The 18,349-nt window shown below is 59.1% G+C and carries 15 protein-coding genes and 1 pseudogene; 12 read left to right on the forward strand and 4 right to left on the reverse strand.

The annotated features are described in order from the left end of the window. The first annotated feature begins 100 nt into the window (after nucleotides 1-100). Nucleotides 101-940, forward strand: a complete 840-nt coding sequence (locus Enr8_RS16160) for a TIGR02452 family protein (RefSeq protein ID WP_222434885.1) — start codon at nucleotides 101-103, stop codon at nucleotides 938-940. Here Enr8_RS16160 and Enr8_RS25520 read toward each other — a convergent pair. Next, nucleotides 896-1,051: a hypothetical protein gene (locus tag Enr8_RS25520; RefSeq protein ID WP_186767699.1), complete on the reverse strand. Its 156-nt coding sequence runs from the start codon at nucleotides 1,049-1,051 to the stop codon at nucleotides 896-898. The two genes, Enr8_RS16160 and Enr8_RS25520, sit on opposite strands and share 45 nt — an antisense overlap. A gap of 120 nt (nucleotides 1,052-1,171) precedes the next feature. Between Enr8_RS25520 and Enr8_RS16165 the strand changes: the two genes are divergently transcribed. The 6 genes and pseudogenes from Enr8_RS16165 to Enr8_RS16190 all read left to right on the forward strand — a co-directional run bounded on the left by Enr8_RS16165 (nucleotide 1,172) and on the right by Enr8_RS16190 (nucleotide 5,480). Further along, nucleotides 1,172-1,666, forward strand: a complete 495-nt coding sequence (locus Enr8_RS16165; RefSeq protein ID WP_146433448.1) for a hypothetical protein — start codon at nucleotides 1,172-1,174, stop codon at nucleotides 1,664-1,666. Between the two features lie 172 nt (nucleotides 1,667-1,838). Then, nucleotides 1,839-2,213: an ArsR/SmtB family transcription factor gene (locus Enr8_RS16170; RefSeq protein WP_146433450.1), complete on the forward strand. Its 375-nt coding sequence runs from the start codon at nucleotides 1,839-1,841 to the stop codon at nucleotides 2,211-2,213. A gap of 3 nt (nucleotides 2,214-2,216) precedes the next feature. Then, a complete protein-coding gene (locus tag Enr8_RS16175; protein ID WP_146433452.1) occupies nucleotides 2,217-2,687 on the forward strand; it encodes an SRPBCC family protein in 471 nt (156 codons plus the stop codon). A gap of 81 nt (nucleotides 2,688-2,768) precedes the next feature. Beyond that, entirely contained in the window at nucleotides 2,769-3,350 is a 582-nt protein-coding gene (locus Enr8_RS16180) for an SRPBCC family protein (protein WP_146433454.1), read from the forward strand. Nucleotides 3,351-3,580: 230 nt separating this feature from the next. Next, nucleotides 3,581-4,045, forward strand: a pseudogene (locus Enr8_RS16185) (DUF1579 domain-containing protein); the annotation flags it as partial. A gap of 154 nt (nucleotides 4,046-4,199) precedes the next feature. After that, nucleotides 4,200-5,480 (forward strand): GNAT family N-acetyltransferase, encoded by a 1,281-nt coding sequence (locus tag Enr8_RS16190; protein WP_146433458.1) that lies wholly within the window; start codon nucleotides 4,200-4,202, stop codon nucleotides 5,478-5,480. A gap of 258 nt (nucleotides 5,481-5,738) precedes the next feature. On the opposite strand, the gene Enr8_RS16195 is transcribed toward Enr8_RS16190, so the two are convergent. Beyond that, nucleotides 5,739-6,167 carry a hypothetical protein gene (locus Enr8_RS16195; protein WP_146433459.1) on the reverse strand — a complete coding sequence of 143 codons (429 nt, stop codon included), beginning with the start codon at nucleotides 6,165-6,167 and terminating at the stop codon, nucleotides 5,739-5,741. A 447-nt stretch (nucleotides 6,168-6,614) separates the two neighbouring features. Further along, entirely contained in the window at nucleotides 6,615-8,678 is a 2,064-nt protein-coding gene (gene uvrB / locus Enr8_RS16200) for an excinuclease ABC subunit UvrB (protein ID WP_146433461.1), read from the reverse strand. Between the two features lie 178 nt (nucleotides 8,679-8,856). Here uvrB and Enr8_RS16205 point away from each other — a divergent pair, with 178 nt between their 5' ends. Beyond that, the gene (locus Enr8_RS16205; RefSeq protein ID WP_146433464.1) at nucleotides 8,857-12,594 is read left to right on the forward strand and encodes a mechanosensitive ion channel domain-containing protein; all 3,738 of its coding nucleotides are present in this window, start codon (nucleotides 8,857-8,859) and stop codon (nucleotides 12,592-12,594) included. A gap of 25 nt (nucleotides 12,595-12,619) precedes the next feature. Here the strand turns inward: Enr8_RS16205 and Enr8_RS16210 are convergent, their stop codons facing one another. Beyond that, nucleotides 12,620-13,051, reverse strand: coding sequence for a ComEA family DNA-binding protein (locus tag Enr8_RS16210; protein WP_222434886.1), 432 nt, complete (start codon nucleotides 13,049-13,051; stop codon nucleotides 12,620-12,622). Nucleotides 13,052-13,305: 254 nt separating this feature from the next. On the opposite strand from Enr8_RS16210, the gene nadC reads away from it, so the two are divergent. From nadC to Enr8_RS16230, 4 genes are all read left to right on the forward strand, one after another. Then, on the forward strand, nucleotides 13,306-14,223 hold the full coding sequence (gene nadC / locus Enr8_RS16215; RefSeq protein WP_146433467.1) for a carboxylating nicotinate-nucleotide diphosphorylase: 918 nt from the start codon (nucleotides 13,306-13,308) through the stop codon (nucleotides 14,221-14,223). Between the two features lie 518 nt (nucleotides 14,224-14,741). Beyond that, a complete protein-coding gene (locus Enr8_RS16220; RefSeq protein ID WP_146433469.1) occupies nucleotides 14,742-15,341 on the forward strand; it encodes a type IV pilus modification PilV family protein in 600 nt (199 codons plus the stop codon). Continuing rightward, entirely contained in the window at nucleotides 15,322-16,128 is an 807-nt protein-coding gene (locus tag Enr8_RS16225; protein ID WP_146433471.1) for a PulJ/GspJ family protein, read from the forward strand. Before Enr8_RS16220 ends, Enr8_RS16225 begins: the two co-directional genes overlap by 20 nt. Further along, nucleotides 16,125-18,332: a LamG domain-containing protein gene (locus Enr8_RS16230; RefSeq protein ID WP_146433473.1), complete on the forward strand. Its 2,208-nt coding sequence runs from the start codon at nucleotides 16,125-16,127 to the stop codon at nucleotides 18,330-18,332. Before Enr8_RS16225 ends, Enr8_RS16230 begins: the two co-directional genes overlap by 4 nt. Nucleotides 18,333-18,349: the final 17 nt, after the last annotated feature.

Raw genomic sequence — 18,349 nt, forward strand, 5'->3', positions numbered from 1 at the left:
CTTGCATAAGGAGAAATCTCGCCGCGCGAACCTTTGGACTTTCTCTGGTGACCTACCGGCAACAAGATAGTGTAACACAAACACAAAGAAAGCGCGAGAAATGACAAGTCGCAGCACTCGCCGGTCGATCGCCGGCGAAACGGTCGAGATTCTCGACCGCGGAACTTACGTATCGAACGGCGAACAAGTCTCCATCGAACCCCAATTAACCGAGTCTCTCGCCGGCACAAGACTCTACACACCCGAGCAGGCCGAATCGCTCGCCGCCAAGCTTGCCGCGCCCGATTCGCCGCACAACACGCAACTGCGGGTCGACAACTGCACCACCTTCGCCGCGGTCCGCCGGCAGATTGCCGAAGGGTTCCGCGATCCGGTCTGCCTGAACTTTGCCTCGGCGAAAAACCAGGGCGGCGGATTCCTGGGCGGAAGTCAGGCTCAAGAAGAATCCCTGGCCCGGGCTTCCGGTCTATACGCCAGCTTGCAGAAGGCGCCAACCTACTACGAAGTGAATCGCGCCGGCGGCAGTTGCTTGTACACGCATCACTTGATCTACTCGCCGCGGGCGCCGGTCTTTCGGGATGACGACGACCAACTGCTGCCGCAGCCGTACGCGACGTCAATCATCACCTCGCCGGCGGTCAATGCCGGAGCGGTTCGCCAGAACGAGCCGCAAAACGTCACCCAGATCGAGCCGGTAATGCGCGAGCGACTAGCCCATGTCTTGGCGGTCGCCCTTGCACATGGGCACGATGCGATCGTCCTGGGAGCGTGGGGATGCGGCGTCTTCCGCAACGATCCGGGCGAGGTCGCCCGCTGGATGCACGAAGCGCTGACGCAAGACCCGCGGTTTGTCGGGGCGTTTGCCAAGGTTGACTTCGCGGTGCTTGATTTCACGTCAGAGAAGAAGACGTATGAGGCGTTTCGCCAGCAGTTCGCCTAGCGCCGGCTGGATGTGCGACTGCTCCATCCCTTGCATCGGGTTCAAGTCATGGTCGTAGTGGGGCGCCCAGCGATCATCGCCTTGGCGAACTTGGGAGAGATCGTCGTTCATGCAAACGGCTCTGGCGAGAAATGACGGGGGAAGTTGGCGAGACAAATTGTTATGGCAGTTGGTTCGCTCGTTCGCTATCGTAATACCGCGAAGTCTTGAAAACTCGATCCGCCGCCCGCCATGAATGCCCCACGACAAGACATGATCTCGAAAATTCAACAAGTCTTGCGCTGGATCGCGTGCCTGATCGCACCGATTTTCCTGCTGTTGGTCGCAGTGATCGTCTTGATCTGGCAGTTTACGGAAATCACATCGCGGCAAGAGGTCCTGTCGCTCACCTCGTTTCTGGTCATCCTGACGTTCAGCGCGTCATCGTTCAACTGGAGCCGCGCTACGCATAACTTCGCTTCGGAAGTGACGCGAAAGCGAATCTACCAAGCCGGCGTCGATCTGTTTCTCGCCGCGCTGTTGGCGCTGATCGCCAGTTGCTTCGCCTGGCTGCAATCGAGTCCTCCACGATTTTTTCGCCTTTCGATCATTTCAGACAATCAGCAGTTTCTCTTTCTCCTGCTGTTCTGGATCCACTGGACGTTCCTCTTGCTGGCGCTGCTGATAACCTGTGTGTCGCTCACGTCGCTCGTCCTATCGATCCATCGCGCCAAGGATCAGGCGTAGTCGCCTATCCTTGGGTACCCCGACCAGACTGCTTCCTACTGGTCGGATTGCGCAACTATCAGGTCAGTTCTAGCGACCTGCCCAGGCCGCCCGATCGATGCATCAAGCTGGATTTGAACTTTCTGAAACCTCGCCTGTTGACACATTCCCTTATGGGAATATAAATAAAGCCATGCCACGAGCCGCCACCACCACCGACGTCTTCAACGCCATTGCCGAACCGCGGCGACGACAGATTATCGACCTGTTGGCTGGGGCCAGCCGTCCGCAAGCGGTTGGCGATCTGGTCGAGGCGCTGCAGTTGCCGCAGCCGGCGGTGTCGAAACACCTGGCCGTGCTCCGCAAGGTCGGCGTCGTTTCCGTTCGCAAGCAAGGGAAACAGCGTCTGTACGAACTGAACGCGGTGGAGTTACGACCGGTGCATGACTGGGTGAAAACGTACGAACGATTCTGGAGCAATCAGCTCGATCGAATCAAACAACGCGCCGAGAAACTGGCGGCCGAGCGCGCCGCCCAGCCGAAATCGAAAAAACCGAAGGAGATCTAAGCGATGGTCGCCGTCAACGATACCGAAGCGGTCCGCGTACTTCACATCTATCAGGAAATCGAAATCAACGCCCCGATCGCCATCGCCTGGGAGGCGATCTTGGCCGAGATGGGCCCAGAGGGGGTCATGCCCAACGACAAGACGCAGCCGTTTCCCATGGTGCTGGAAGCCTGGCCTGGCGGACGCTGGTTCCGCGATCTGGGCGATAACGCCGGGCACTTCTGGGGTCACGTGCAGGTAATCAAACCGCCGAAGCTGCTCGAGATCTGCGGCCCCCTCTTTATGTCCTACGCCGCCACCAATCACGTGCAATATCGACTGATCGAAACAGGCGACATGACGACGCTGCAGCTAACGCATCGTGGCCTGGGGCAGATCACGCAAGACGTTTTCGACGGCGCAAACGCTGGCTGGGACTTTCGAAATCAGCGGACTAAAGAATTCGCAGAAAAACTGGCCGCCCGAGCCAACTGATGCTCTATTCAACGTCATCGCGAGCCCTCGACAAATGTCGGATGTCGCTTTGGTTATCCATTCTCGTGGAGACACGTTCTTATGATCCTCAAAATTGTTCTCGGCATCGTCCTACTGCTGGTCTTGGCGGTCGTCGTCATTCTGATCGCGGCGATGACCCGTCCCAATCAGTTTTCGTACGCGCGTTCGATGAAGATGGCCGCTCCGCCGGAGGTAGTCTTCCCGCACGTCAACAACCTGCAAAAGTGGGAAGCCTGGTCTCCCTGGGAAAAGCTCGACCCCAACATGAAAAAGACCTACGGCGATACGGTCGAAGGGGAGGGCGCCTACTATGCCTGGAACGGTGATGGAAACGTAGGCGCAGGAGCGATCACCATCGCCGAGTCGCAGCCGTACGAGAAAATCAAAATGGACCTCAAGATCCTTCGCCCGTTCGCGTGTGAGAATGACGTCTTCTTCACCTTCGCTTCCGACGGCGATCAGACCAACGTCACTTGGCGGATGGATGGCAAGAACAACTTCATGGCCAAGGTAACGAGCCTGTTCATGAACTTCGAAGAGATGTGCGGCAACCAATTTACCGAAGGGCTGGAAAGCCTGAAGCAGATCACCGAGGAGGAAGTGAAGCAAGCTTCGCCTGGCGAGGCCGGGTCGACCTCGTAACATTCAATGTTCACACTTCGTTGGAATCCAACTTGGGATAATCGAGCATGTTTAACTTTAACTGCCTGTTGAAAAATGCCCTCGTGGCATTTTCCAACCTCGCCAGGCTCAGAGCATAGCTCTTCGCGGCTCGCAAAATAACGACTTACGTCGCTATTTTGGGATACCATCCCTGCGATCCAGCAGCCCGATGAGAAAATCAACGGACTGTTAAAGTAACCCCAGAGCATGAGTGGCTGCAGCGGTTGGTTGGCGACTGGACGTTTGAAGCGACGGTGGAAGACGAACCCGATCAAATGACGCATAAGAGCACCGGCAAAGAATCGATTCGGATGCTGGGCGCCAACTGGATGATTGGCGAAGGCCAGGGGGAAATGCCGTGCCCCGAGGGAGAGAAGCCGCAGACCGGCTACACCTGCATCACGCTTGGCTACTCGCCCGAAAAACAGGCGATGCTCGGCACGTGGATCGGCTCGATGATGAACCACATGTGGGTTTACGAAGGATCGCTTGATCTCGACCAGGGGATCCTGGTGCTCAACGCGATCGGCCCCAAATTCGACGGTACCGGAACGGCCAACTATCGCGAGACGATTCACTTGATCAACGACAACCAGCGGACCTTCACCTCGGCCGTTCAGACCGACGACGGCGAGTGGAGCACCTTCATGAAGGCGGTCTACAAGCGGGCGTAAGCCGCCATCCGGCGTAGGTTGGGTTTGTAGCGCAGCGCTGGCCCAACCTACAACCTTTGAAGGGCATAATTTGTTCTCGAAGCGTGAAAGTAGCGACGCCAGCGTGTACGATAATCGCAGATCGACACGCCTCTGAATTTTGCCGAGCCCCTTCGTGGAATTTCGCTTTCTTTCCCCCGATCAGTCGACGCGACTGCGTAACCTGCCGGACGACCTATTGGGCGGCTCGCTCGATTTGGAGCAGCTCGAAAGGTTTTTGGCCGACTCGCGCAACCAGTTATGCGTTTGTTTTGTTGAAGGAATCGCCATCGGTTACGCCGCCGGCGTGCACCTGACGCATCTGGATCGTCCCGATGAGTTGTTCCTGGCGGGAATCGAAGTGACGTCCGCTTGGCGGGATGCCGGCGTGGCGGAGGAACTGTTGCTGCGGATGCGAATCAAAGCGAGCGAATTGGACTGCGTTTCGGTCTCGGCGGTTGCCGACCGAAAGGACGCGGCGTCGATCGTCTTATTCAGTAGCGTACCGGACGTCCGCGCGTATGACCTGGTCGAGTTTTCGTTTCCCCTCACCGATCTGGCCGAACCGCCGCTGCCAACAGCCCCCAATCGCCCGCCAGAGATTCATCCCCTTCCGCATCCGGCGCCGGTCAAAGCGCTCAACTTCTTACTTCAGCTGCACCGCGGCGAAAAGTCAGGCCAACCGCCGGGCGAAAAACTGGCGCAGCAGATCGCGGCCGAGTTTCTGCCGGAAGACGAAATGGAGGTAACGCTCTCGAACTGGCGCGATCTCGGATGGAGCTGGACCTTTACGATCGGCGAGCGGACCTACGAAGGGGTCGTGGCGATCTTGGCCGATCCAAGCCAGGCGCTGCTGCAGATTGGCCCGCTAGAGCGAATGACCTTCTTCGGCATCCAGTCGAAGTTGTCGCCGGAAGATATGGCGCCGATCCAAGAGCGGACCGAAGCGGCGATTGAAAAACTGCCGGAACTCGCCCGCTTTCAGTTTTCAACCGAGGGCTTTCCCGATGCGGAAGTGGCGCCCAGCCAGAAGGCGCTCGAGCGGGCGATGAAGAAGTGGGAGGAATCGCAAGAGACCGGGCTACAGCGGCCTGTCGATGCCGAGCTGACTCTGTTGCAACGTTTCTTCCTGGCGCCCCTGCGGTCCAAACGGAAAGGAGAAGCCGAGCCGATTCGAAAGATCGATCTCCGCTACCTGGGGATCATGCTTGGCATCACGGCGATCGGCAAGATCTACCTCGACTATCACTTTCCCTGGTTCGAGCAGTTGTGGATTGCTCCCGCCGTCGCGCTGGTTATCGGCGCCCTCTTCGCAGGAGCCCGCAAACGGCCCGCCTGGATCGGCGTCAGTTTCCTGGTGACCGGCACGATCTATGTAGCGCTGCTGTTCTTCCGCGCCCTCATCCGACCTTTTTAAGATAAGGGTTAGCCGCGATAGCTCCGCTATCGCGGCGGCGCAGCTGCAGGAAGCGTCAGTCCGCGTTTCGATTCTCGTCGGCTGCTTCAATCCCGTTCGACATCGAATCTCGCTTGGGTCTTCTTACCGTAAATTGATGCTTCCTGCCGACTTCGTCGTCCCCGATGGCGAGAGCTATGGCGGCTAACCAAGAACGAGAAAGGGCCGAGCTGGTTTGCTCGGCCCTTTCGCTTGAATCGAGTTGTTCTAAGCCGTCGCTTAGAACTGGACCCCTTCGGTCACGTAGATCGGCCGGGCGCCGGTGTAATAACGCAGTTGCGTTTCCGGGCTGTACGAAATGTTGGTCCGCAGGTTCGAGTAGTTGCGGAACAGCGGGGTCGAATTGGTTTCGGGACGAGCCTTCGAGACGCCGTACCATTCGCGCGATTCGATCCGCGAGATCCGTTGCCAGGCTTGGAACTGGGCGCGTTGCAGACGCAGGACCGACGGCGTTTGAGCCCGACGGTTTTCCATCAGGTAGAACCACATATCGGGCGTCGACGACGACAGCGCCGGGGCTTGTTCCAGCGGCTGGGCCGGCATGTCGCTCGGGCTGCTGGTTCCGCGGATCGTCAAGTCTTGAGCCATCGCGGCCGAGGCGACCAGCAACGTCGTCAGCGCCGTGGCGACGCAAATCATCTTCTTCATTATTCGACTCCAGGCAATGTTCGTTCGCTGGCGGTTTTCAGCCAAGGGTGGTAGCCCAGACGCGACTCGTCCGTGCACAACATTCAATTCGGCGTTTTCGACCGGCAGATTCGAATAATTTGGACGAACCGTTAGAGTCGACCAAGACGGCGGCGGTAAAGTCGACGTGCTTTGCCAAGCCGCCGTTTCGCTAGCGGTAAATGCCGCCAATCGAAGGGGAGAAGAAGCGCGAAAGCGGCAGCGTCACACGTCAGACCTTCCCCCACGTGCGGCACTGCTGGCTTGTCCAGCAGTGCCGGGCCTCCAAGTTCTTTGAAGAAAGAATTGCCATGAGATTCAACGGTGGCATTTCTTGCTGAATCGTTTCGTGGTTCCCACTGCTGGACAAGCCAGCGGTGGGAACCGGCAAAGAGTTGCTGGTCTTGACTCAGCCCTCAGAATTGCCAATTACCCCCGTTTGGGTCTGGGCGTCTTGGCGCCTCCGCGGCGGCGTTTGCCGCGTCCTTTGTTGGCTTCCTTGTTGTCGACCTCGCTCACCTTTTTGCCGACGGCGTCTTGCATCTTGGTGATGCGATCGCGAATTGCGGCTGCCCGCTCGAACTCGAGGTTCTCGGCCGCCGCTAGCATCTCGGCCTGCAGTTCGGCGATGTATTCCTGGGTGATGTACTCGGCGTCATCCTCTTTGCCGACCGCCGCATTGGCCGCGCGGTGCGCTTCCGCTTCCGACTCGATCCCTTTTCGGATGTTCTTTTTGACCGTCTCAGGCGTGATGCCATGCTTCTCGTTGTACTCTTGCTGGATCTTGCGACGACGTTCGGTCTCGTCGATGGCGGCCTGCATCGAGTCGGTCATCTTGTCCGCGTACAGAATCACCTTCGCGTTGACGTTACGAGCCGCACGACCAATCGTCTGGATCAAGGAAGTTTCGCTCCGCAGGAAGCCTTCCTTGTCGGCGTCGAGAATCCCCACCAGCGAAACTTCCGGCAAGTCGAGACCTTCCCGCAACAGGTTGATCCCGACCAGACAGTCGAACTTGCCTTCCCGCAGATCGCGAAGCAACTCGACCCGCTCAAACGCGTCGAGCTCGCTATGCAGCCATTTGCAGGCGATTCCTTGTTCGCACAGGTAGTTGGCCAGATCTTCGGCCAGGCGTTTGGTCAGCGTGGTCACCAGCACCCGCTCTTTGATCGCAACCCGTTCGCGGACTTGCTCTAGCAGATGGGGCACCTGACCGCGGGCTGGTTGCAGTTCGACGACCGGATCAAGCAGCCCGGTCGGACGAATGATCTGCTCGACCACTTCCCCTTCAGTCTTTTCCAGTTCGTAGTCGCCGGGCGTGGCCGAAACGAAGACCGTCTGGTTGAGGATGTTTTCCCACTCTTCAAATTTGAAGGGGCGATTGTCGAGCGCGCTCGGCAGGCGGAAACCATGCTCGACCAAGTTCATCTTGCGGCTGCGGTCGCCGTGATACATCGCCCTAATCTGCGAGACGGTAACATGCGACTCGTCGACAAACAGCAAAAAGTCTTTCGGAAAAAAGTCGTACAACGTACTCGGGGCCGAGCCGGGGGGCCGACCTGAAAGGGGGCGGCTGTAGTTCTCGACGCCGGGACAAAAACCGACTTCCTGCAGCATCTCGATATCAAAGCGGGTGCGTGCGTTCAGTCGCTGCGCCTCGAGCAGCTTGCCAGCCGACTCCAGCTCTTGCAGCCGGGCCGCCAGTTCGTGCTTAATCTCGACCACCGCTTTGCCGATTCGCTCTTCCGGCAACACAAAGTGCTTGGCGGGATAAATATAGAGCTGATCTTGCGGAGCGATCACTTCGCCGGTCAGCGGGTTGATGATCGAGAGCTGCTCGACCTCGTCTCCCCACAGTTCGATCCGGTAGGCGAATTCTTCGTAGGAAGGCCAGATCTCGATGCAATCGCCGCGGACGCGGAACTTCGAGCGCTCAAACGCCACATCGTTCCGTTCGTAGAGGATGCCGACCAGTTTCCCTAAAACTTCATCACGGTCGATCATCTGCCCCTTCGCGACGCTGACCATCATCGCTTTGTAGTCCGACGGCGAACCGAGACCATAGATGCTCGACACGCTGGCGATGATGATCACATCGCGGCGACTAACCAGGGCGCTGGTCGATGCGAGCCGCAGCCGATCGATTTCGTCGTTGATCGACGCATCTTTCTCAATATAGATGTCGCGCTGCGGGATGTACGCTTCGGGCTGATAGTAGTCGTAGTAGCTGACGAAGTAGTGGACCGCGTTATTGGGGAAGAATTCTTTGAATTCTCCATAAAGCTGCGCCGCCAGCGTTTTATTGTGCGAAATGACCAGCGTCGGCCGCTGCAATTGCTGAATTACATTGGCGATCGTGAATGTTTTGCCGGAACCGGTCACGCCCAGCAGAGTCTGGTGTTTGCGACCGTCGCGAAGTCCGCCAACAAGCTGCTCGATAGCGGCGGGCTGATCCCCAGCAGGCGCGAAAGGGGCTTGAAGCTCGAACTGCATTACCAATCTCGTACATCACAGAAGAAAGCGGCGCTATCGGTCACGGGATAGCGCCGGGCGAATCTTTTCATTATCGCCGTATCGGCGGTAAATGACATCCCCACACCATTTCCGGCGGCGTCTCGTCTTCACCTGCACCGGCCTGTTGCCGTAGAATCTTCTCCCGTAGGAGACGAAAATGCTGAAACGAATGACGGAAAAGACCCCATTTCTGGCAGTGGCGATTGTTGCGGCGATCCTGCTGGCGCCCTCGCTTGCGCTTTCTCAAGACGCCGCCGCCCCCCCGGCGCAAAATGGGTCGATCACGTCCAAAGACGTCGAAGCCCGCAAAAAAGCGGTCATCGAGTTCGACGGAATTGAAGACGCGGAAAAAGAAAAGCTGGCAGGACAGTTTGACGCCGCCGCCCAAAGCTTGAAGTCGGCCCAAAAATGGCAAGACAAAAAAGCGGAATGGCAGGCGATGATCGACCAGCCCGACCAGCAGACCGAGAAGCTGAAAAGCCAGCTCGAAACGGCCGAGCAATCGATCCGGTCATCGGTCGACGATCTCTCGAAACTGCCGGCCGTGGAGGCGGAAGTTGAGCGGCTGCAAGCCACCCAGACAAAGCTACAGAACGACCTGCTGGCCGATACCGCCGAGTCGAACCGTCGCACCGAACGCCAGGTCGCCAATCCGAAGGATGTCTCGGAACTGACCGCCCAGGCGACCAAACTGCGGTCCGAACTGGGAATGTTGCCGCCGCCGATTGAATCGAGCGGATCTCAACTTGCGCGGCGGACCGAGATCGAGGCGAAGCTGGCCGAGATTCAAGCGCAGCTCGACGCCCTGGCGATCGAACTGAAAGCGTACCAAGCCGCCAGCGGCACGCTGGACCTGAAAAAAGAGTTGGCCAGCAAGAAAAACGCGTTCCTCAAAAAGGAACTGGAACGCGTTCGCCAGCTGGCGACCATGAAGCGCGAAGCGGAAGCCAAGATGCAGTTGGACGCCGCCAAGGACCAGCTGGAAGAAGCGAAAAAAGAACAGACCGAAAACTCCGATGCGATCACCCAGTCCCTGGAGCTTAACACCAAACTGCTCGAGGTGCGGACCAAGCTGCTCGACGTTTTGCAGCAGCGCGAAGATGAGGTAGAGAAGGTCAAAGCCCGCCTGGCCGACCTCCGCGCGCTGAAGCAAACGACCGAAGCCAAGGCGGGACAGGACCTTCCGCCCGATGCGATTGGCTTGATGCTGCGAGAAGCCCGGGCGCAGCTAATCGAAGAGCGTCAGTTTCAAGTTGAATTGCAGAACTTGAATGAAGAGCGCAAGACGCTGCATTTGAACACGGCCGACGTCGAGGAAGCCGCCAAAGATCTGCTGGCGCTTAAATCGGACGTCGAAGCTGGCGTGATCGAGCCGAAAGACTTCAAGGAACGGGCGAGCCGAATTCGTCTCCGCTTGACCCGCAGTCTGAACCGCTTCGCGGAAATGGACGACTCGTTCGCCTTCGCCAAGGTGGAGGGCAAAATAGCGACGCTGCAGACGCCGGACCTGAGTGACCCAGAAATCGTCAAGCGGATCGCCTCCGCCTACGATACCCAGTTGACGATTGTCGCCGACTCCAACGAAACGACCGAAAAACTCTACAAAGAGACGATTAAGCTTGAGGACGAAGAACAACAACTGGCCGCAGTGACCCGCGAATTCAAGACCTTTATCGACGAACGAATACTTTGGATTCGCTCCCCCAGTTCGCTCGACTGGGAAGAGTTTGGCGAGGTATGGAAGACGGCCAGTTGGTTCCTATCGCCCACCAATTGGAGCAGCCTAGCGACGCTGACGTTCGACCAGTTCAAACGAGCGCCCTACGCGTTCTTGCTGGCGATCGTCTTTTTCGGAGGCTTGATCTTCTTTAAGCGGCGGATGCGACATCGGTTGAACGACATCGGGTCGGAACTAGCCTGGAAGCGTCTGTCGCCGATGCGGATGACGACCGAGGCGTTGGTGCTGACGACGCTGACCGCCATGATCTGGCCGTTGATTTTTATGTGGATCGGCTATTCGCTGTCGCTGTTGCGGACCGAGTCGGCATTTGCGGCCGCCCTTTCGGCCGGCTTTTACACCACAACCTTTGTGCTCTTTCCGCTCGAAATGCTCCGGCAACTCGCGCGGCCCAACGGCGTGATGGCGGCCCACTTCCGCGTCCCCGACGAGGTGACCAAAGAAATCCGCTGGACCAGCGGCACGCTGAAGTACCTGTTGCCGGTCGCCGCCGGCATCAACGCCGCGGCCGAAGAACATAGCGGCTCGGCGGTCGACGATCCGTTGGCTCGGGCGGTGTTTGTGGTCTCGATCGCGATCGTCTCGTTCGTCTTCTGGCGAGTGCTCGGTCCTGAACGAGCGCCCCGCAAGTGGATCATGGAGAACTACAGCAGCGGCGTCTTCCGCTATCTGGCGCCGGCGATGTTCCTACTGTTTATCGCGACTCCCCTGGCGTTGGCCCTGGCCGCCCTGTGGGGTTATTACTACGGCGCCGTCCGAATCGCGGAAACGCTGAACTCGACGCTGTACCTGGTGATCGCGATCGGCGTCGGCCAAGGTTTTTTCTTCCGCTGGATCATGTTGAAGCGGACCCTCTTGTTGCGCGAACGCCTGAAGGCGCAGCTGCAAAAGAGCGAGAAAGAAACGCAGTTGAGCGAAATCGCCGGAACCGCCCAAGAAACGCAAGAGCTTGACCCTTCGATCGTCGGCGAACAGACGCGGCATCTGGTCAAAGTGATGTTCGGCGGCATCCTGCTGGTCGGCTTGACCTTCATTTGGCACGATGTGCTGCCGGCGATGCGCAGTTTGGGCCGCACCACGATCTATCCGATTGGCGAGTTCGGACAGTCGGCCGATGACGTCGTGGTCGCTCCCACCGCAGCGCCGACGCCCAGCTCCGATTCTGGCAAAGGGCAGAGCGTGCTTCCCTCGTCGATGTCGCTGCCGACCGTGGCGCCCAGTTCGTCCAGGGGCGAAACGTATCGCCTGACGATCGGCTCACTGGCGCTGGCCTGTTTGGCGGCGTTCATTACCTATGTATTCGCCCGCAACTTGCCCGGGGTGTTAGAGCTGTTCATTCTGCCGCGGCTCGAACTTGACGCAGGCGGACGTTTCGCCGTGGCGACGATCTTTCAATACGTGGTGGTCGCGATCGGCGTGATCGTCACCTGCGGCGGGATCGGCCTGAAGTGGGACCAGATTCAATGGCTGGTCGCGGCAATGTCGGTTGGTCTCGGCTTTGGCCTCCAGGAGATCTTCGCCAACTTTATCGCCGGTTTGATCCTGCTAATCGAACGTCCGATTCGCATCGGCGACATTGTGACGATCGAAGGGGTGACCGGCACGATCGCCCGGATTCAGATTCGCTCGACGACGATTCTCAACTGGGATCGCCAAGAGTTTATCGTCCCCAACAAAGAGTTTATCACCGGCCGCGTGCTGAACTGGACGTTGACCAGCACGCTGAACCGGATCGAGATTCCGGTCGGCATCGCGTATGGTTCCGACACCCGCAAGGCGGAGGCGACGTTGCGGAAGATCGTCTCGAACCATCCGCATGTGCTGGACGATCCAGAACCGCTGATCACGTTCGATGGTTTTGGCGACAGCACGTTGTCGTTCGTAGTGCGCGTCTACCTGGCGAACTTTGATCATCGTTTGGAAACGATCCATACATTGCATCAACAGATTGACGACGCGTTCCGCGAAGAGAACATCGAGATCGCCTTCCCGCAGACCGGCCTCCACATTCGCTCGGCGCCCGAAGAATGGACGCAAGCTTGGCGGCAATCGCCCCGGTCGAGCAACGGACATGGAAACGGCAAGGGCAAGGGAGTCGAAGGGCCGCATGGTCCGTCGTCCGCCTCGCCAACCGAAAGCGGCGGCTCGACGAATTAAGAGCATGGCGCCCGCGAAATTTCCGTTAGCTTTCGCCGCCCGACAGCGCCTCGCCGGCGATGTTTTCTACGTTCGCAGTCGGCAGCAAGTGAGGCCTGAGTCGCTCGAGCGTTCGCGGCCCGATGCCACGGACGCGCTGCAAGTCGTTGTGATCGAGAAACGGCCCTTCGTCCGATCGCGACTCGACGATCCGTTTGGCCAGCGTCTCGCCAATGCCCGGCAGCTGCGTCAGTTCGGGCCAATCGGCCTGGTTCACGTCGACGATAAAGGTTGCCGGCAGCGGCTCGACCTGCTCGATATGAATCGATCGACTGCGACGCTGCTGATCGCGCCAGACGTAAAGCGTCGTCCCGATTACCAGCAGCAACAGCACGATTACCGCCGCCAATTGATCGCCGCGGCGCAGCGTCCACCGCATGCGGCGGGACGGTTTCGGCGGCGGCAAATTGGCGGGCATCGCTTTTCCAGGCTTCTGAGTAGCCTCCTATTATCGACAAAAGAGTCCCGCCAAGCGAGACTTAACAGTCCGTTGATTTTCTCAACGGGCTGCTGGATCCCAGGGATGCGATCCCAAAATAGCGACGTAAGTCGTTATTTTGCGAGCCGCGAAGAGCTATGCTCTGAGCCTGGCGAGGTTGGAAAATGCCACGAGGGCATTTTTCAACAGGCAGTTAAGCATGTTAAACCCTTCCTGTTTTCCGCAGCGCCGCCATGCCGAAAGAATATCGCCAGATCGAGTGGAACGCCCAGCTCGCCGATGATTGCCGCCACCTGATTCGCTTGGCGTTTCGCGAGGACCTCGACAACGAGCAAGATTGGTCGACCGTTTCGCTGGTCGCCGCCGACGCGCAAGGGAGCGCCGACATCGCGGCTCGCGCTGACGGCGTCTTGGCCGGCGCGCCGCTCGTTCCGCTGATTATCGAAGAAGCCGAGTTGGAGCTGACCTGGACGCCGCATAAGCACGATGGGGACGCGATCGCCCGCGGCGACGTGATTGGGACGCTGTCGGGCAGCGTCCGCGATCTGCTGACCAGCGAACGAACGATCCTGAACTTCCTCTGCCGCTTGACCGGCATCGCCACGCTGACCCGCACCTATGTCGCTGCGGCGACCGGCGCCGCGCAAGTTTACGACACGCGGAAGACGACCCCTGGCTGGCGACGCCTGGAAAAATACGCCGTGCGGTGCGGGGGCGGGGTCAACCATCGCGTCGGTTTGTACGCCGCAGTGATGGCCAAAGACAACCATCTCGCCTGGAGCGCGACCGAGCGGACCCTGGCCGATATCACACCGCAAGTCCGCGAGTTTCTCACCGCGCAGCTCGGCGCCGCAGCCGCCGCCGAAAAATTGATCGAGATTGAAGTCGACAGCCTGGCGCAACTCGCCGCGGTTCTTCCGTCGCAGCCTGATATTATCTTGCTCGACAACATGCCGCCGGCGACGCTCCAAGAGGCGGTCGCAATGCGCAACAAGTTGGCGCCTAGCGTTCAGCTTGAAGCTTCCGGCGGCGTGAACCTGGAAACGATCGGCCCGATCTCGGAAACCGGCGTCGAGCGAGTTAGCGTTGGCGCGCTGACGCATGGCGCCGCGTCGCTCGACCTGGGTCTCGATTGGAAGAGCGCCCAGTAGTTTTCTTGTAGGGTGTGTGGAGCAACCGCACTAGCTGCCTGTTGAAAAATCCCATCGTGGCATTTTCCAACCTCGCCAGGCTCAGAGCATAGCTCTTCGCGATCACGCAGTCCGTCGAGAAATTCAACGGACTGCTAGACGTGACCTTCTTGAATCGACGTCACTCGCTTGCGCGGGCCCACCTTTCGCTTGCAAGCTCTTTGTTGGGTTGCGCTCCGCTGCACCCAACCGCTTGACGTTCAAGACAGTCGCTACTAAATCGGGGGATCGTCGCTCTCTGCTTGCGTCAGGCCACACTCTTTTGCTTGCGCTGCGGGCCCGTTTTGTTTCCTTTTCGCAACGTTTCGGCGGCGGCAAGACGTCTTTTTTCGTTGGCATTTGACTCTCGTCAGACAGATTCTATCTTTCAGTTGAACTGAAGCCTTGGGGAGGGGTGAAGTTCGCTGCGCGGCGAGGAAGCTAGGAGCTTGAGGGGACCTCGCCGCGCTTTTTTTATTGCTTTACCCAATGATCTGGCCATGCACTCTCGCACCCGACTCCCACGCCGCGGCTTCTCGCTGATCGAAGCGCTCGTCTGCCTGACGGTGATCTCGATCACTTCGGCGGCGCTGTTGCTCAGCGTCGAAAGCACGTTGGAAGCCACGCTGGACGCCCAAGAGATGACGATCGCATCGGGGCTAGCCGATCAAATGCTGGACGAAGTCTTGGGACAAGACTGGGTCGATCCATCGCAATCCGATCCCTATCCGACTTCGCTCAGCGCCTCGGCGGCCGAGACCAACGGCACCGGGCGGACCAAATATGACGACACCGACGATTACAACGATTATGAGTCGACTCCGCCCACCGCGATCGATGGAATAGCGCTTGGACAAACCGATGGGGCAGGGCGATACTTGCCGGCCAGCTTTCAGATGAGCAGCACATTCTTGCAGCGGTGGCGCTGCAAGTGCGAGGTTTATTACGTCGACGAAGACGACCTTAGCCAGGAGCTCGACGATAGCGATTCAGGCCCGTACCGCGCCGTCGCCGTCTCCGTCTTTCATCGTGACGGCGACGCCTGGCGGAAAGTCCTGACTCGTCGCCGTGTAATCACCTATGTTCCCCCCGCGACTTAAGCGCACGACACGCCGCGGCCTGACGTTGGCCGAAATGCTGGTGGCGACCGCCATTATGGGCATGATGGCCGCTGCGCTTAGCACGATCGCTTTGGCCGTGCAGATGGCGCACGAGTTCGCAGCGGAGCAGGGGGTGATGGCTCAACATGCCCGCGTGATCGTCGATCGCATTCAACGCGACTTCTCGGCCGCGACCGCCAGCGAAACGTTTCCCGGCGCCCAGGTCGTCACTTACTACGACTCGACCTATCCTTTTCCGCAGGCGATCGCCATTTGGCGTCCTGAAACCGTGGCGGTGGATCCCGCCGGCTGGCCGCGAATCGATGAACTCAAGTTCTTCGCCGCCGATCCGGACGATCCGAACCGCATGCTCGAGTTTCAAGCGACCAGCGATCCCCGCACCGCGCCGACCACCAACGCCGGCTGGCAAAACCTGGTAGAGGAACTGATCAACGCCGAGGATGTCGAAAAGGTGGAACTGACCGATCAGCTGGCGGCGCCCAAAATGACCGACGGCGCCGTCCGCTCGTACAGCACGCTCCGGTTTGAAATGCGGGTTCGTCCCAGTCTTGACGAGATCACCGACTTCCGCAATGGAGTCAAAGCCTGGGACACGCTCCGCTGGCCGCAACGGGCCTACAGTCACGATTCCGGTACGCGACAATCATGGGTCGCGTTTCAGTTTCAACTTGCTCCCGATGAGACCTCCGCCGAGCGCTCGTCGATCGATCCCGAAGCCGCTCCTTTTTTCGGTTCGGCCGCCATTTTTTACCTGTTAGAACAATGAGCCCGCATCCCCGCCAACGCCGACCTGCAAGCCAACGACGATCGGGCATCGCCGTGGTGGTCGTGCTTGCGCTGCTGTCGATCACGCTGGCGATGTCGTACGCGATGATGCGAACCCAGATGAACGCCAGCCAAATCGAGCGCAATCTGCATCGCACCGGCTCGGCGCGGCATGCGGCGCACTCGGCCTTGGCGATCGGCGTGCGCAAGATGCACTCCGGCAACTGGCAAGGGGTCGGCGTTCCGCTGACCGGTTCGCTGAGCGACGTCGAAAGCTACATCGTCACCTATGAAGCGGGAGACGCGCAGCTAACCCCGGCCGATCCGGATTGGCAGGAATACCCCTATCGCATCACGGTCAAAGCGACCGGCATCGCCTTCGATCCGCTCGACCCGACCTACAAGTCGGAATACCAGGCCGAAGCGGTCGTGCAATTGGTCCGCAAACAGCGCAACGACAACCCGGCCCACTTTACCTCGGCCCAGACCTATACGACCTATTTGTGGGGCACGCAGTCAAACTCGATCGAGATGCCCGTTTCGATCAATGGCCCCGCACACATTCAAGGTCCCCTCGACCTTTGCACGGCGATGCCGGCGACCGAACGCCCGTTTCATGGCCTGGTCGACGAGGTGGCGATCTTCGATCATCCGATCAGCAACCTGTCGCTCTTGTTCATGTACCTCAACGGCAACGGCAACAACTCGACCATGCAGTCGCAGATTAGCAATCAGAGTCCCAGCTATTGGTGGCGGTTTAACGAATCGTCATCCAGTTCGGCTACCACCGCGCCGCAAGTGGGTGGACGGACAGGAACCTACCACGGCGGCACATTGCCGGGCGTGACGGTCTCTGGGGCCAACCGGGCCGCTTACTTCGACGGCGAAAGCGGTCACTTGGACCTGGGTAAGTTTGAATTGCCGGCCGGCGGCCAGTTCACGATTTTGGCTTGGATCGCCCCCATGTCCGGCGACTCGACCAACGAGTGGGCCCGCATCATCTCGAAAGCGACCGGCACATCCGCCAGCGATCACTCGTTCATGTTCGGCTTTCAGAAGGGCAACACGAACTCGGCTCGGTTGCGGACGCATATTACCTTTGGCAACTCCGCTTACACCAATGTCGCCGCCGGCGGCGACGTCATCCCCGGCTACTGGTCCATGGTCGCTATCACCTACGATGGTAGCGCGCTTCGCTTTTACAAAAATGGGGTGTATATCTCGGGCTATTCGATCAGCGGCGCCCCCGGGACCGACCCCAACGCCAAAGTCTGGATCGGCGACAATCCGCCTGGCGCCGCCCGCACGCGGTTTCTCGGCGACCTGCTCAAGATGCAAACCGCCGGGCAGGGGGACTATCGCCCCTTTACCGGCGACATTCGCTTGAACTCGGCGACCAACCCCAACTCGCATTGGCTGACGCTGTCGCGGATGCTCGGCCTGAACGTCAATTTCGCCAACCATAGCGTCACGTCGCCATCCGAGATCACCGCCGACGCCGAAACCTACCAGCTCTTCCCCGGCGGCAAGACGTATACCGTGCCCTCGATCAACGGCAACATCCGAGACGTTTCGTTTGTTCCCAGCATGACCGACAATCCGCTGGGAGTCCTCAGAGTGCAAGGCGCACTCGATGTCGGCGACGACGTTACGATCGAAGGCCTGATCATCACCCCCACCGCCAATACCGATATTCATTTGAGCGGGGACGGCATCAAGCTAACCGCGACGACGCTTCCCGCGGTAATTGGCGACACAACCCCCTGGGAGTTGCCGGTAATTTACAGCCGCGACGATGTGATCGTGGACGACGCCCAGGCGGTCGTTGAAGGCGCCGTGATCGCCCACGATCAGTTTGAAATCGACCAGGGGAAAGACGACGCGAAATTTCTTCTGTCCGGCATGTTACATGCCCAGCGAACCGCCATCGGAACCCGCGAATCTTGGGACCAGTTCCAAAACAAGTGGGACGATCAGCTTGATAATTTCGTCGATGATACCGGCGCCGATGCGGACGACTATTTTCCGCAGTGGCTGGATGATGAAGAGGACTTGCCGTTGGACAAGAACCTCTCTATCTCTCCCCCCGCCGAGCCGAAAAGCTACTATTGGCCCGATCTGTCGCGGCCGCTATACCTGGCGGATCCCAAAGACGCTGGGCTGGTCTGGAAATATGTGCGCCGCAGCGCAGGCGGCGGTGGTTAACCAATCGCATTTAGGAG

Source organism: Blastopirellula retiformator, from assembly GCF_007859755.1.
GTDB classification, from domain to species: domain Bacteria; phylum Planctomycetota; class Planctomycetia; order Pirellulales; family Pirellulaceae; genus Blastopirellula; species Blastopirellula retiformator.

Bases quoted from the DNA above. Each gene is read 5' to 3' on its own strand.
- Enr8_RS16210 (WP_222434886.1), bottom strand. From the start codon at position 13,051: ATGCCCGCCAATTTGCCGCCGCCGAAACCGTCCCGCCGCATGCGGTGG.
- Enr8_RS16225 (WP_146433471.1), top strand. From the start codon at position 15,322: ATGTTCCCCCCGCGACTTAAGCGCACGACACGCCGCGGCCTGACGTTG.
- Enr8_RS16195 (WP_146433459.1), bottom strand. From the start codon at position 6,167: ATGAAGAAGATGATTTGCGTCGCCACGGCGCTGACGACGTTGCTGGTC.
- Enr8_RS16160 (WP_222434885.1), top strand. From the start codon at position 101: ATGACAAGTCGCAGCACTCGCCGGTCGATCGCCGGCGAAACGGTCGAG.
- uvrB (WP_146433461.1), bottom strand. From the start codon at position 8,678: ATGCAGTTCGAGCTTCAAGCCCCTTTCGCGCCTGCTGGGGATCAGCCC.
- Enr8_RS25520 (WP_186767699.1), bottom strand. From the start codon at position 1,051: ATGAACGACGATCTCTCCCAAGTTCGCCAAGGCGATGATCGCTGGGCG.
- Enr8_RS16180 (WP_146433454.1), top strand. From the start codon at position 2,769: ATGATCCTCAAAATTGTTCTCGGCATCGTCCTACTGCTGGTCTTGGCG.
- Enr8_RS16230 (WP_146433473.1), top strand. From the start codon at position 16,125: ATGAGCCCGCATCCCCGCCAACGCCGACCTGCAAGCCAACGACGATCG.
- nadC (WP_146433467.1), top strand. From the start codon at position 13,306: ATGCCGAAAGAATATCGCCAGATCGAGTGGAACGCCCAGCTCGCCGAT.
- Enr8_RS16165 (WP_146433448.1), top strand. From the start codon at position 1,172: ATGAATGCCCCACGACAAGACATGATCTCGAAAATTCAACAAGTCTTG.
- Enr8_RS16175 (WP_146433452.1), top strand. From the start codon at position 2,217: ATGGTCGCCGTCAACGATACCGAAGCGGTCCGCGTACTTCACATCTAT.
- Enr8_RS16220 (WP_146433469.1), top strand. From the start codon at position 14,742: ATGCACTCTCGCACCCGACTCCCACGCCGCGGCTTCTCGCTGATCGAA.
- Enr8_RS16205 (WP_146433464.1), top strand. From the start codon at position 8,857: ATGCTGAAACGAATGACGGAAAAGACCCCATTTCTGGCAGTGGCGATT.
- Enr8_RS16170 (WP_146433450.1), top strand. From the start codon at position 1,839: ATGCCACGAGCCGCCACCACCACCGACGTCTTCAACGCCATTGCCGAA.